The organism is Buchnera aphidicola (Melanaphis sacchari) (assembly GCF_003096055.1).
GTDB lineage: Bacteria > Pseudomonadota > Gammaproteobacteria > Enterobacterales > Enterobacteriaceae > Buchnera > Buchnera aphidicola_P.
This window is the reverse complement of the sequence record NZ_CP029161.1, coordinates 282,121-296,826: the sequence shown is the minus strand read 5'-3', so window position 1 is coordinate 296,826 and position 14,706 is coordinate 282,121. Positions and strand designations below refer to the sequence as shown.

Sequence of the window (14,706 nt, the reverse complement as noted above, 5' to 3'; positions counted from 1 at the left end):
CTAAATAACACAATTACATTTTAAATATTTGATAAAGCTTAAAAACATTATGAATAAACATATCCTAAAAGAATGGTTAAATTCTTCATGGTTACGTGGAGATAACTATAGTTATATTCAAGAGATATATAAAAATTTTTTAAAAAATCCAAAATCTGTTGATATCTCATGGCATGAAAAATTTTTATATTTATCTAAAAATAAAAAAAATTTGCTTGAGAGCAATAACTGTTTAAATGACATTAATGATCAAAAAAATATAAATGACAAAATTAATAAAATTACTGATATTTTTAGAAAAAAGGGATATAAAAAAGCTTTAATCGACCCTCTAAAATTAAATACTATAAAAAAATATCCTGATTTAGAACTTTCACATTACCAGCTCAAAGAAAATGAAAAAAATAAAAAATTTTTAAATAATATTCAAAACTTTTTTGATTATCAAAAAAAAATTACAGATATATATAATACATTTAATGCAAAATATTGTGGTTCTATTGGTTTTGAATATATGTACATTGATGACGAAGTACAAAAAAAATGGATCACAAAATACATAGAAGAAAAATTTCAAGAAAATAAATTTCTCACCAAAGAAAGAATTCAATTTTTAAAAGAAATTACTTATGCAGAAATCTTAGAACAATATTTAGGAAAAAAATTTTCTGGTTCTAAAAGGTTTTCTTTAGAAGGCTCAGAAACACTCATTACTATGCTTCATGAAATAATAAGGTATTCAAAAAAAAATCAAATTTCTGATATTATTTTAGGAATGGCACATAGAGGACGATTAAATGTATTGGTAAATGTACTAAACAAAAATCTCAAAATACTATTTAATGAATTTTATGGTAACAATTCATCTGACAAAAATAGCGGAGATGTAAAGTATCATATGGGGGGGGTTGCAAAAATAAAATATAAAGAAAAAACAATATATTTTACATTGGGATATAATCCGTCACACCTAGAAATAATTAATCCAGTAATTTCGGGATTATCACGCAAATTAATTGACAATGTCAATAATAAAGAAAATAAAGTTTTATCATTAAACATTCATGGAGATGCTTCTATTATTGGACAAGGCGTTGTTCAAGAAACGCTAAATATGTCTCAAACAAGTGGATATCAAATAGGAGGCACTATTCATATAGTCATTAATAATCAAGTTGGATTTACTACTTCTAACCCTAAATATCTCAGATCAAGTAAATATTGTACTGATATTGCCAAAATGATTCAATCTCCTATATTTCATGTTAATACTGATGATGTAGAAGCAGCTATATTTGTTATGCAATTAGCTTTGGAATTTAAAAAAAAATTTAAAAAAGACGTTTTTATAGATTTAGTTTCTTATAGGCGTCGTGGTCATAATGAAGTAGACGATCCATCAGTTACACAACCTATTATGTACAAAAAAATTCAAAATCATCCTACCATTACCAAAATATATTCTGATTTTTTAATTTCTAAAAATTTAATTTCTAGAGAAAAATTTAAGGAAATAAAAGAAAAATATTTAATGAAATTAAAAAATGAAACATATGTGTTTTCAAAAGAAAAAAATATTATATTTCAAGATCAAAATACTGATTTTTTTACAAAAAAAGAAAGAAAAATTAAAAAACTAAATTTTTTTAATATTCAAAATTTAATAATATCAATTAATACAATACCTGCATCTATTCAAATGCATCATCGTGTTAAAAAAATTTATCAAGATAGACTAAATATGTCTCATGGTGAAAAATTGTTTGATTGGGGTGCGGCAGAATCATTAGCTTATGCAACAATATTAAGTGAAGGAATTTCATGTCGTATTTCCGGTGAAGACGTAAGCCGAGGAACGTTTTTTCATAGACATGCTATTATTCATGATCAAAAAACAGGATCAATTTATATTCCTTTACAAAATATACATAATAAACAAGGAAAATTTGAAATTTGGGATTCTGTTTTGTCTGAAGAAGCAGCATTAGCATTTGAATATGGATATTCTTTATTTTCATCAAATACTATGACAATATGGGAGGCTCAATTTGGGGATTTTATTAATGGCGCGCAAGTAGTAATTGATCAATTTATTAGTTCTGGTGAAAAAAAGTGGAATAACAAATCTAATTTAATTATACTTTTACCACATGGTTATGAAGGTCAAGGTCCAGAACATTCTTCTTGTAGGATAGAACGATTTCTTCAACTTTGTTCTCAAAATAATATGCAAGTATGTATTCCAACTACATCTTCACAGATATTTCATTTGTTACGAAGACAAATATTTAACGAAATCAATAAACCATTAATTATAGTTACCCCTAAATCTCTTTTAAGAAATTCCATGGCTAGTTCTTCTTTAAATTCTATAATAAATGGACACTTTAAAAAAGTAATAGATGAAAATAAAAAAATTCAAAAAAATACACAACGTATTATTTTTTGTTCTGGAAAAATATATTATGATCTTTTAGAATATCGCTCTAAAAATAATTCTAATAATATTAAATTAATTCGTATCGAGCAATTATATCCTTTTCCAAAAGAAGAAATAAGAGAAATTTTAAAAATTAATTGTAATATAAAAACAATATTTTGGTGTCAAGAGGAACCAAAAAATCAAGGTGCATGGTCATATATAAAAAATTACTTGCATGATTTTTTGCCATCTTATATGTCATTAGTTTATATTGGCCGTCCTTCTGCTGCATCACCTGCGGTTGGAAATATTATAAAACACAAAAAAGAACAAGAAGAAATAATACATAACGCATTAAAATTATAAACAAAAAAATTAAAGGATTATACAATGAACAAAATCAATATTCTTGTTCCAGACTTACCTGAATCCGTTAATGACGGGGTAATTGCAGTATGGCATAAAAAAATAGGAGAAAAAATTTATTATAATGAGAATATAGTTGACATTGAAACAGATAAAGTAATGCTGGAAATTTCCTCTCCATGCGATGGAATATTAAATAATATTTTTAAAAATTCAGGAGAGACAGTAAAATCCAACGAAATACTGGGCGATCTCGTAAAATTAAATATTAAAAAAGAAATATCAAATGATATTAAGTCTTCCTTTAAAAAGAAAGCAGACGGCATTACATTACCTTGTGATAAAAAAAGCGATTTTTTTTCAGAAAATAAAAATGTTAACTTTAAAAAAAATATAAATAATTTTACTCCCTCTATGAGGCGATTAATAAGATTAAAAAATATTAATGAAAATTTAATTAAATTTGATAAATCAAACTTTATAGTTCATGAAAAAGAAATTATTAAAGATGATAAAAAAAATAAATTTCGAGAGCAAAATAATGAAAATATTCAAAAAAGAGTAAAAATGACTCAATTGCGTCAAAAAATTTCTGAAAGACTATTAGAAACTAAAAATAACACAGCTATGTTGACTACTTTTAATGAAGTCAATATGCAATCAATAATGTTTTTACGAAAAAAATATAGTAAATCTTTTGAAAAGAAATATAAAATTCGTTTGGGTTTTATGTCTTTTTTTGTAAAAGCAGTGGTAGAAGCGCTTAAAAATTTTCCTGAAATTAATGCTTCTATTGATCAAAAAGATATTATTTATTATAAAAATTTTGATATTAGTATTGCTGTTTCTACACCAAGAGGATTAATTACTCCAGTTTTGAGAAATGCTGATAATATGAGTATGGTGGAAATAGAAAAAAAAATAAAAGAATTTTCTATTAAAGGTGCAGAAAATAAAATTCAATTAAAAGAATTAATTGGAGGAAATTTTACCATTACCAATGGAGGTGTTTTTGGTTCTTTAATGTCCACACCTATTATTAATCCACCTCAAACCGCTATTTTAGCTATGCATGCTATTAAAGATCGACCAATGGCAATCGATGGAGAAGTAAAAATTATGCCTATGATGTATCTATCTCTATCTTATGATCATCGCTTGATAGACGGAAAAGAATCAGTTAGTTTTTTAGTAATGATTAAGAACATATTAGAAGATTTTAATCGTATTTTAATAAGTGTTTAAAAGTTTGCAATGAACAAAATGTATTTTATTGAGTTTAAAGATGCAATATTTAAAATATAACTGTACTTTTATTTAAAAATTTTTTAAAGTTATTTTTTTAAAAAACATTAAATATCTGTTTTATAAAAAATGCTTTTAAAAAAATAATAATGATATACTGAAAAAAAAATAAAAAATATTTTTTTATATAATCTATTTATATGAATATTTTTATAAATTACAGAGGAAATAATGAAAAAGAATAAAATAGTTTTGATTAGACATGGACAAAGTAAATGGAATAAATTAAACAAATTTACTGGATGGCACGATGCAGATTTAAGTCAAGAAGGAAAAAAAGAAGCTAAAAAAGCCGGAGAAATACTAAAAAAAGAAAATTTTGTTTTTGACTATTCACATACTTCCATGTTAAAAAGAGCAATACATACTTTGCAGTATATTTTAGAAGAACTAAATCAAGTTTGGCTGCCAATAAAAAAATCTTGGCGTTTAAATGAAAGACATTATGGCGCTTTAGAAGGATTAAATAAAGACGAAACAGTTATAAAGTATGGATCTAAAAAAGTAATGTTATGGAGAAGAAGCTTTGATTCTATACCACCGCAGATTAACGAGTTAGATAAAAGATTTCCAGGAAATGATAAACGTTATTCAAGTTTAAAAAAAAACCAAATCCCCTTAGGCGAAAGCTTAGAATTAACTGCAAAAAGAGTAATACCTTACTGGAACGAAATAATTTATCCTCAATTAAAAAAAATGAAAAAAATAATTATTGTAGCGCACGGTAATTCTTTACGCGCATTAATACAATATTTAAATAAAATTGATAATAAAAAAATTATTGAATTAGACATCCCAACCGCAATTCCAATTATTATAGAATTTGATGAAAAATGTTTACCATATAAATGGTATTATTTAAAATAATTTTTTTGAAATATCTTTTCATAGAAGCTCAAAAGACATCAAAAATATCTATTTTAATTATCTTTAAAAAGATTAAATTTTTTAAAAAATAAATTTATACTTTCAACTAAAAAAATTAAAAATATTTTTTAATATTTAAATTTTTTATAAAAAATTTATATATAAGATATTTTTATATAAAAAATAATACACTGTAGAGATAGTTATTTGATAAATCTGTTAATAATATTTATTTTAAAATAAAAACTTTTATAACAGTAAATAACGAGATTATTATGATTAAAAAAATTGGAGTATTAACTAGTGGTGGGGATGCTCCTGGAATGAACGCCGCAATTAGAGGAGTAGTAAGAACAGCTCTGAGTGAAAAATTAGAAGTATTTGGAATTTATGATGGATATTTAGGTTTATATGAAAACCGTATGGTAAAATTAGATAGATATAGTGTTTCAGATATGATAAATAAAGGAGGGACATTTTTAGGATCTGCTAGATTTTCTGGTTTTTATAAAAATGAAATACGTGTGGCTGCAGTTAAAAACCTTCAAGAAAGAAATATCGATGCTTTAGTAGTCATTGGAGGTGATGGATCCTATATTGGCGCGCAAAAATTAACTACAATGGGAATTCCATGTATTAGTATACCTGGGACAATTGATAATGATGTTGCTGGTACTGATTATACGATAGGTTATTTTACTGCATTAGAAACAGTCGTTGAAGCTATTGATCGATTACGAGATACATCTTCTTCTCATCAACGTATTTCTATTGTAGAAGTCATGGGGCGATATTGCGGCGATTTAACATTAGCTGCTGCAATTGCTGGTGGTTGTGAGTTTATTGTGTTACCTGAAATCAATTACAAAAAAGAGGAACTAGTTTTTGAAATAAAAAAAGGTATTAAAAAAGGGAAGAAACATGCAATAGTTGCAATTACAGAATACATCTGTGATGTAGGAAAATTAGCCAAATATATTGAAAAAGAAACTAATAGAGAAACAAGAGCTACTATTTTGGGGCACATTCAAAGAGGAGGAGCTCCAGTAGTATATGATCGAATATTGGCTTCACGAATGGGGGCATATTCAGTAGAATTACTAATTCAGGGATACAAGGGAAAATGCGTAGGAATACAAAATGAAAAAATGGTATTTAACGACATTACAGACGCACTAAAAAATATGAAACGTATTTTTAAGAAGGATTGGTTAATTACGGCTAAAAAGCTATACTAATTTTAAAATTAGTGCCGGTATTTCCCGGCGCTCTAAATTTTTAATTTCATTAATTATATAAATTAAATACTAATAATTTATGAAATTGAGATAGGTATAAATAATGAATCCTGATAATAAAAAAAATATACTAAAACAATGTGTTTACGAGTTTTTAGGTACAGGTTTAATAATATTTTTTGGAATTGGGAGTATTGCTTTATCAAAGCTAACAAATATACATTTTAGTCAATACGAAATTAGTATTATCTGGGGATTATCAGTATCCATAGCTATTTATTTTAGTTTTTCAACATCTGGCGCTCATTTTAATCCTGCTATTACTATTTTTCTTTGGTTGTCCTCTCAATTTAGCAAAAAAAAAGTAGTACCATATATTATGTCACAAATATCTGGTTCTTTTTTTTTTACAATGCTAATATATTATATATATAACAATATATTAATTTCATTTGAAAAAAATAATAATATTATAAGGGGCAGCCAAAAAAGTTTAGATATTGCTTCAATATTTTGCATTTATCCTAAAAATTATAATAATTTTATGCATGATTTTATAACAGAAATAATTATTACAGTTATTTTTATTATTATATTAATGAAGTTAAATAATAAAAATCTTTTTTTTACATCTTATAATATTTTATATCCTATATTAATAGGTATTTTAGTAACTATTATTAATGCGTCTTTCGGAGCCTTAAATAATATCGTTTTAAATCCAGCGCAAGATTTAGGTCCAAGAATATTTTTAAGTTTAGTAGGATGGGGAAAATCAGCTTTTTTAGGACAAGAAAATAGTTATTTTCCATATTTTTTAGTACCCACCATAGCTCCTATTATAGGAATTAACTTAGGAGGGTGGATATATAATTTATTTATCAAGTAATAATTAAATTTATTTGGTATTGCACATATTAATAATTTTTAAAAATTCTTTAACATCTAAAGATGCGTTTCCAATTAACAGACCATCAATATCTGGTTTGTTTAAAAAACTTTTTGCATTTAATGCATTAACAGAACCGCCATATTGAACCATCAAAGTATGAGAAGCCAGAGAATCATATTTTTGAATGTAATTTTTAATAAATTCATGTATTAATTGAACGTAATTTGGATCAGCAGACATACCGGTACCAATAGCCCATATGGGTTCATATGCGATTATAGTGTTTCTAAAAACTTTTTTTCCTAAATATTCAAATATATAACTTAATTGTTTTATAATTATTTCTTGTGTTTTATTACGAGCTTTTTCTTCTTTGTTCTCTCCTATGCATATAATAGGTATTAAGTTAAATTTTTTGGCTAAACAAATTTTTTTCGAAATAACTAAATCGTTTTCATTATGCAATAAACGTCTTTCAGAATGACCGAGAATAACATATTTTACACCAACATTTTTTAGCATTGCAACAGAAATATCTCCTGTAAATGATCCTTCAACATTAAGATCCATATTTTGAGCTCCAAGAAAAATATTTTTATCATGTATATATTTATATACTCGCTCTAAATATACTGCTGGTGGAATAATTACAATAATATTTTTATTTAAATTAACAGGTGCATTTAATTTGAAATTAGTAAAAAAATGAGAAATACTTTTTATATTACTATTTAATTTCCAATTTGCTATGATTGCTTTTTTTTTCATATAGATTTTCTTATTTTCTTAAAAATTTTCTAATATATAGAAACTAAGTTTTTATATAAAAAAAGTTATTAATACTTAGTTTCTACTTAAAATTTAATATTTATTGCTTAAATATATTTGCTTGATTCCGCAATTTTTTCCCTGGTTTAAAATAAGGCACATATTTTGCATTTAACGTAATTTTTTTTCCAGTTTTAGGATTTCTACCTATTCGAGAAGATCGGTAATGCAAGGAAAAAGAGCCAAATCCTCTAATTTCAATACGATGACCATGTGATAATAAAATAGACATTTGATTTAATATTTCTTTAATAGCGCCTTTTATTATTTTTTTTGAAAAATGAGTTTTTTTTTCAGAAATTCTTTCGAATAACTCTGATTTTTTCATAAATCCTCTATAATTATAAATTTACATTATAAACGCATTTTATATTTAACAGATTTAATAAAATATTTTAAAAAAATCATTCAGTATTTTGTGCTGCTTTAAAAGCTTCAGTCATCACATTAGAAAAAGATTCTTCGTTTAATTTTTTATTTGATTTATTTTTTTTTGTATTTTTTTTATCGAGATTTTCTTCTATAACATGCAAACCAAGATTAATAATTCTATTTTTTCGATCAAAGCTTAATATTTTTACTAAAATATCACTATTAACATTTAAATTTTTAAACAATTCGCTTTGATTTGTATTAGAAGAATCAGGTAATTTTATACTACCTTCAATACCTTCAGACAATTTTACTATGATGTAATTTTTTTCAAAAGACTTAATTTTTCCAGTAATAATTGAATTTTTCTTATGCGTAGAAATATATTGGTTTAAAGGATCTTCTTGTAATTGCTTAATACCTAAGGAGATACGTTCTCTTTCAGCATCTACTTGTAACACAACAGCAGATATTTCATCATTTTTTTTGTAATTTTTAACAGCTTCATCACCAGATATAATCCAAGAAATATCGGATAAATGAACTAATCCGTCTATACCGCCCTTTAATCCAATAAAAATTCCAAAATCTGTAATAGATTTTATTTTTCCAACAACACAAACTCCTTTTTTATGATTTTCAGAAAATTCTTTCCAAGGATTAGTTTTGCATTGTTTTAAACCTAGTGAAATACGTCGACGTTCTTCATCAATATCTAAAACTATTACATCTACTTTATCATTTACTGATACTACTTTAGAAGGATGAATATTTTTATTAGTCCAATCCATTTCAGATACATGAACAAGACCTTCTACGCCTTCTTCGATTTCTACAAAACATCCATAATCAGTTAAATTTGTAACACGACCACTTAATTTAACTCCTTCTGGATAGCGAGTAGAAATATTTATCCATGGATCTTCTCCTAATTGTTTTAATCCTAAAGAAACACGTGTTTTTTCTTTATCAAATTTTAAAATTTTTACATAAATTTCTTCACCAACGCTAACTATTTCACTTGGATGTTTTACTCTCTTCCAAGCCATATCAGTAATGTGTAATAGTCCGTCTACACCACCTAAATCAACAAAAGCTCCATAATCTGTTAAATTTTTAACAGTACCTTTAATTTTTATTCCTTCTTCTAAACTTTCAAGTAATTGATCTCTTTCAGCGCTATTTTCGGATTCGATGACAGCTCTGCGCGAAACAACAACGTTATTACGCTTTTTATCTAATTTTATTACTTTAAATTCTAACTCTTTTCCTTCCAGTTGAATCGTTTCTCGAACAGGACGAATATCGACTAAAGATCCTGGTAAAAAAGCTCGGATATCATTTAATTCAACAGTAAATCCGCCTTTAACTTTTCCATTTATAACTCCTGTTATTGTTTCTAAATTTTCATGCGCTTTTTCTAAAATTAACCATGCTTCGTGTCGTTTTGCTTTTTCTCTGGAAAGTAAAGTTTCACCAAATCCATCTTCAATTGCATCTAAAGCAACATCAATTTTGTCTCCAATTTTAATATCTAAAAAACCTTGAGCGTTTTTAAATTGTTCAGAAGGAATTGCAGATTCAGACTTAAGACCAGCATCAACTAAAACTGTATCTTTTTCTATAGCAACAATTGTTCCTTGAATAATAGAACCTGGACGTGTTTTGATTGTTTTTAAAGATTCTTCAAATAATTGTGCAAAAGATTCATTCATATTAATGATTTTAAAACACTTTGATTAACGTTCATTTTAACTTCATGCTAAAATGAGGTTGTGAATATTTCTTATAATAATCCTTATTAAAGAGTATATTTTTATATAATGCATTTTTATGAATTCTTTCAAAAATATATATCATAGAAATGTTAATTACTTCAGAAAAACTCATATTAGTAGAATCTAATATTATAGCATTTTTTGATGGGTATAAAGGAGAAATTAATCTATTTCGATCTCGTTGATCTCGAATTCTTATTTGATTATATAATTCTTGAGAATTAATATGATCCCCATTTTTTTTAAGTTGTAAAATTCTTCTATGAACACGCGATTTTAAATTAGCATATAAAAAAAACTTAACAATGGCATCAGGAAAAACTACTGTTCCCATATCGCGTCCTTCTGCTACTAATCCCGGAAAAATACGAAAAGCTCTTTGTTGATCTAATAAAATTTTTCTAACTTCATAAAAATTAGCTATTTTCGAAGCAATTTCACTAACAGCATTTAGATGAATATGATTAATTATTTTTTTTTTAAAATTTAAATTTTTTATTAAGGGTATGACATATCTTTCAGATATAGGAATTTTTTTTTGTAAAATTAATAATGCTATTTTTCGATATAGAATCCCAGATTCTAAAACAAACCAATTTAGTTTACGAGCTATTACTTTAGATAAAGCACTTTTTCCTACAGCACTAGGACCATCTATAGTAATTACAGGAATTTTATCATTAATATTCATATTTTTTATAAAAAATAAAAAGTTGAAATTGATATTTATAATCAAGCGTGCTTAAAACTTACTGATTTTTAAAAAATCTGAAAAATAAGATGGAAAAGTTTTTTTAACACAATTTGGATTTAAAATAACAACACCTACATTAGATAAGCATATTAAAGAAAAACACATAGCCATTCGATGATCGTTATATGTATTAATGTCTGAAAATTTAAAGTGTTTTGGAGGAGTAATAGATAAAAAATCTTTACCTTCTATAATAATTGCTCCTATTTTTTTTAGCTCTATTGACATTGCAGATAATCGATCAGTTTCTTTTACTCTCCAATTATATATATTTCTGATTACTGTAGTACCTTTAGAAAACAATGCTACAATTGCAATTGTCATAGCTGCATCAGGAATGTTATTTAAATCCAAATCTATACTTTTTAAACTATTCCGAGAAGATATGATAAAATTATCTCCCCAATGAATAGAAGCTCCCATTTTTTTTAAAATATTTGCAAACTTTACATCACCTTGGATGCTATTTTTACCTACTCCTGTAACTTTTACTGAACCTCCCTTAATAGCTGCGGCTGCTAAAAAATATGATGCTGAAGAAGCATCACCTTCTATTGAATAATATCCTGGAGTTTGATACTTTTGATTTCCTTTAATAAAAAAAGATGAATAAAAATTATTTTCAACATTGACTTTAAATAACTTCATTAAACTTAATGTAATATCAATATAAGGTTTAGAAACTAAATTCCCCTTGATAATGATCAAAGTATCATTAAAAGCTAATGGGGCAATCATTAATAAAGAAGTTAAAAATTGGCTAGAAATACTCCCATTTAATTCAATATTACCTCCTATAAATCCACCTTTACTATGTACTGGAGGGTATCCAACGTTATTTTTATAATCAATAATTGCTCCTCCCTGCCTTAATGCATCTACAAGATGTTTTATAGGTCTTTCTTGCATGCGATCATCTCCCGTTAATATTACATTATTTTTATTCAAAGACAAGGCTGCGAGAAGAGGACGCATAGCGGTACCTGCGTTTCCTAAAAATAATTTAATAGGAGAAGACAATTGAAACGCTTTTCCAAAACCAATAATATGACATGTTCTATTATTATCAGATAAAATATATTGAATACCAATTTTTTTTAATGCAGATAACATATGCATAGTATCATCACTATTCAATAAATTAGTAATATGAGTTTTTCCGCATGCCATAGATGATAATAGCAAAACTCTATTAGATATACTTTTTGATCCCGGTAAATTAATAATTCCATCAATTCGAGATACTGGTTTTAATTTTAAATATTCAATCACAATAAATACATACTCCATAAAGTAAACTATTTTTTTTAAATTTACTTAATTATTTAATTAGCCATATCTTTTTTCAAAATATAACATGAAATCTGCTAATTCTTGAACACCTTTAAAAGGCATCGCATTATAAATAGACGCGCGCATTCCACCAACTATACAATGTCCTTTTAAAGATTTTAATCCTCGTTTATTTGCTTCAATTAAAAAAATTTTATTTAATTTAGAATTTTTTAAATCAAATACAACATTCATTTGTGATCTATTTTTTTTATCTATTTTATTAATATAAAAATCATTCCTATCTATTATTTTATATAGTAAATTTGATTTTTTTTGATTAATTCTTTCAATATTTTTTACTCCTCCCTTCTTTTTTAACCATTTAAAAACTAATCCTGATAAATACCAAGAAAAAGTAGCTGGAGTATTAAACATAGAATTATACTTTGATAAAGTATGATAAGTAAGAATAGAAGGTGATTTTTTAGAAGCATAATGTATTAAATCTTCCCTTACAAGAACAATTGTAATTCCTGAAGGACCAATATTTTTTTGAGCACCAGCGTAAATTAATCCATATTTTTCTACATTAATTACGCGAGACAAAATACATGATGAAAAATCACCAACAATTATTTTTTCATGAAAATAGGGTTCTTCATAAATAGAAATACCATCTATAGTTTCATTAGGACAGTAATGAATATATGCCGAATTATTACTAATATTCCAATCGGTAGAATTTAAAAGCGATACCTTTCCATTGATTATTTTTTTAATTAATATATTATTAGGTATGCAATATTTTTGCGCCTCTAAAAAAGCACAATACGACCAATAACCACTATTAATATAATCTGCGTTTTTATACTTATTCAATAAATTTAAAGGAACAGCAGAAAATTGACCTCGTGCACCTCCGGGGCAAAATAATACTTTATAAAAATCAGGTATATTTAATAAATCTCGTAGATCTTCTTCGGCTTCTAAAGCCACTTGAATAAATTCTTTGCTACGATGACTAATTTCCATAATAGAACAACCCAATTGATTCCAATTAAGAAAATCTTTTTGAGCTTCATAAAGAACGTCTTGCGGAATCATAGAAGGCCCAGCACTAAAATTATAGATTGAACTCATTATTTCACCGATAATTATCTGTAATATTTTAATTTATAAATTTTATACCATTCATATATTTTTTTTGTAATATTTTTGGAATCTTAACACTTCCATCACTGCATTGATAATTTTCTAATATAGCTGCAAGCGTTCTTCCTATAGCTAAACCAGAACCATTCAAGGTATGAACAAATATATTATTTTTTTTTAATTTATTTCGATAACGCGCTTTCATACGTCGTGCTTGAAAGTCATTCATGTTAGAACAAGATGAAACTTCTCTATATTTTTTTTGCGAAGGAAACCATACTTCTAAATCATATGTTTTAGCCGCCGAGAAACCCATTTCTCCTCCGCATAAAAGAACTTTACGATATGGTAATTCTAGAAGTTGCAATACTTTTTCTGCATGATCAGTTAATTCTTCTAAAGCCTTCATAGATAGCTCTGGCTTTACAATTTGTACAAGTTCTACTTTGTCGAATTGATGTAATCTAATTAATCCCTTACTGTCACGACCATAAGAAGAAGCTTCTGATCTAAAACAAGGTGTATGAGCTGTAAGCATAATAGGTAAACTATTTTCATCGATTATTTTATTATAAAATAAATTAGTTAATGGTACCTCTGCTGTAGGAATTAATGCATACTTTTTTTTATTAATTGAACTGATATGAAATAAATCATTACTGAATTTTGGTAATTGCCCTGTTCCATGCAATGCTTCATAATTCACTAAGTAAGGAACATATACTTCCATATAACCATGTTTTTTAATATGTAAATCTAACATAAACTGACTTAATGCACGATGTAAAAAAGCAATATTTCCCTTCATCACAACAAACCTAGAACCTGATATTCTTGCTGCAGCATCCCAATCCAGTTGATGAAGTTTTTTCCCTATTTCTATATGATCTTGAACTTTAAAGTTATATTGTCTTTTTTTTCCCCAATATTTTATTTCTTTATTATCAGAAAGATTATTTCCTTCTGGAACATCATCGGATGGAATGTTAGGTATAGAAATAGAAATATTATAAATTTTTTCCTTTAACAAAGTTAAATCTTTTTTTAGTTGGTTTAAAACCTCACTAGATTTTAAAATTTTATTATGTAATTTTTGATTTTTTCTATTAAGGTTTTTTTCTATTCTAATTAAATCAGATAAAGAATTATGATTATGTTGTAATTTTTCTGTTTGAATTTGAAGTTTTTTTCGTTGTTCTTCCATTGAAGATATTAAGGAAATATCTAATTTAAAATTTTTTTTTAATAATTTTTTAGCTACTGAGTTTATTTCAGTTCGTAATAAAAAAGGATTTAACATAATTATGTATCTTTATAATTTAATAATTACATTTTTAAAATAAAATAGTTAATTATACTCTATATATAATATATTTTTTATTTAAAAAATAAAATGTTTATGAGTTTTTATATTATATAATAATTATTAAAAAATTTTTATTTAAAAAAATTAAATA

Annotated in this window: 12 protein-coding genes; 5 read left to right on the top strand and 7 right to left on the bottom strand. The window is 25.8% G+C overall.

Annotation, left to right across the window (positions count from 1 at the left end):
- Positions 1-49 precede the first annotated feature (49 nt).
- The 5 genes from DD681_RS01525 (at position 50) to DD681_RS01505 (ending at position 7,087) form a co-directional block, all read left to right on the top strand.
- Positions 50-2,788, top strand: a complete 2,739-nt coding sequence (locus DD681_RS01525) for a 2-oxoglutarate dehydrogenase E1 component (protein ID WP_158341259.1) — start codon at positions 50-52, stop codon at positions 2,786-2,788.
- A gap of 24 nt (positions 2,789-2,812) precedes the next feature.
- On the top strand, positions 2,813-4,033 hold the full coding sequence (gene sucB / locus DD681_RS01520; RefSeq protein WP_158341258.1) for a dihydrolipoyllysine-residue succinyltransferase: 1,221 nt from the start codon (positions 2,813-2,815) through the stop codon (positions 4,031-4,033).
- Between the two features lie 231 nt (positions 4,034-4,264).
- Complete coding sequence (gene gpmA, locus DD681_RS01515) at positions 4,265-4,960, top strand: 2,3-diphosphoglycerate-dependent phosphoglycerate mutase (RefSeq protein WP_158341257.1); 696 nt, start codon at positions 4,265-4,267, stop codon at positions 4,958-4,960.
- Positions 4,961-5,235: 275 nt separating this feature from the next.
- Positions 5,236-6,198, top strand: coding sequence for a 6-phosphofructokinase (gene pfkA / locus DD681_RS01510; protein WP_158341256.1), 963 nt, complete (start codon positions 5,236-5,238; stop codon positions 6,196-6,198).
- 103 nt (positions 6,199-6,301) lie between these two features.
- Positions 6,302-7,087 carry an MIP/aquaporin family protein gene (locus DD681_RS01505; protein ID WP_158341255.1) on the top strand — a complete coding sequence of 262 codons (786 nt, stop codon included), beginning with the start codon at positions 6,302-6,304 and terminating at the stop codon, positions 7,085-7,087.
- 9 nt (positions 7,088-7,096) lie between these two features.
- Here the strand turns inward: DD681_RS01505 and tpiA are convergent, their stop codons facing one another.
- The 7 genes from tpiA to serS all read right to left on the bottom strand — a co-directional run bounded on the left by tpiA (position 7,097) and on the right by serS (position 14,549).
- Positions 7,097-7,858, bottom strand: a complete 762-nt coding sequence (tpiA, locus tag DD681_RS01500; protein ID WP_158341254.1) for a triose-phosphate isomerase — start codon at positions 7,856-7,858, stop codon at positions 7,097-7,099.
- A 100-nt stretch (positions 7,859-7,958) separates the two neighbouring features.
- Positions 7,959-8,246, bottom strand: a complete 288-nt coding sequence (locus tag DD681_RS01495) for an integration host factor subunit beta (protein ID WP_158341253.1) — start codon at positions 8,244-8,246, stop codon at positions 7,959-7,961.
- 76 nt (positions 8,247-8,322) lie between these two features.
- Positions 8,323-10,005, bottom strand: a complete 1,683-nt coding sequence (gene rpsA / locus DD681_RS01490) for a 30S ribosomal protein S1 (RefSeq protein WP_158341252.1) — start codon at positions 10,003-10,005, stop codon at positions 8,323-8,325.
- Between the two features lie 31 nt (positions 10,006-10,036).
- On the bottom strand, positions 10,037-10,759 hold the full coding sequence (gene cmk / locus DD681_RS01485) for a (d)CMP kinase (protein WP_158341251.1): 723 nt from the start codon (positions 10,757-10,759) through the stop codon (positions 10,037-10,039).
- 51 nt (positions 10,760-10,810) lie between these two features.
- Positions 10,811-12,094 carry a 3-phosphoshikimate 1-carboxyvinyltransferase gene (gene aroA, locus DD681_RS01480; RefSeq protein WP_158341250.1) on the bottom strand — a complete coding sequence of 428 codons (1,284 nt, stop codon included), beginning with the start codon at positions 12,092-12,094 and terminating at the stop codon, positions 10,811-10,813.
- A gap of 57 nt (positions 12,095-12,151) precedes the next feature.
- Positions 12,152-13,237, bottom strand: a complete 1,086-nt coding sequence (serC, locus tag DD681_RS01475; protein ID WP_158341249.1) for a 3-phosphoserine/phosphohydroxythreonine transaminase — start codon at positions 13,235-13,237, stop codon at positions 12,152-12,154.
- 28 nt (positions 13,238-13,265) lie between these two features.
- Positions 13,266-14,549, bottom strand: coding sequence for a serine--tRNA ligase (gene serS, locus DD681_RS01470; protein ID WP_158341248.1), 1,284 nt, complete (start codon positions 14,547-14,549; stop codon positions 13,266-13,268).
- Positions 14,550-14,706 lie beyond the last annotated feature (157 nt).

Bases quoted from the DNA above. Each gene is read 5' to 3' on its own strand.
- rpsA (WP_158341252.1), bottom strand. From the start codon at position 10,005: ATGAATGAATCTTTTGCACAATTATTTGAAGAATCTTTAAAAACAATC.
- sucB (WP_158341258.1), top strand. From the start codon at position 2,813: ATGAACAAAATCAATATTCTTGTTCCAGACTTACCTGAATCCGTTAAT.
- pfkA (WP_158341256.1), top strand. From the start codon at position 5,236: ATGATTAAAAAAATTGGAGTATTAACTAGTGGTGGGGATGCTCCTGGA.
- DD681_RS01525 (WP_158341259.1), top strand. From the start codon at position 50: ATGAATAAACATATCCTAAAAGAATGGTTAAATTCTTCATGGTTACGT.
- cmk (WP_158341251.1), bottom strand. From the start codon at position 10,759: ATGAATATTAATGATAAAATTCCTGTAATTACTATAGATGGTCCTAGT.
- serC (WP_158341249.1), bottom strand. From the start codon at position 13,237: ATGAGTTCAATCTATAATTTTAGTGCTGGGCCTTCTATGATTCCGCAA.
- DD681_RS01505 (WP_158341255.1), top strand. From the start codon at position 6,302: ATGAATCCTGATAATAAAAAAAATATACTAAAACAATGTGTTTACGAG.
- DD681_RS01495 (WP_158341253.1), bottom strand. From the start codon at position 8,246: ATGAAAAAATCAGAGTTATTCGAAAGAATTTCTGAAAAAAAAACTCAT.
- tpiA (WP_158341254.1), bottom strand. From the start codon at position 7,858: ATGAAAAAAAAAGCAATCATAGCAAATTGGAAATTAAATAGTAATATA.
- gpmA (WP_158341257.1), top strand. From the start codon at position 4,265: ATGAAAAAGAATAAAATAGTTTTGATTAGACATGGACAAAGTAAATGG.
- serS (WP_158341248.1), bottom strand. From the start codon at position 14,549: ATGTTAAATCCTTTTTTATTACGAACTGAAATAAACTCAGTAGCTAAA.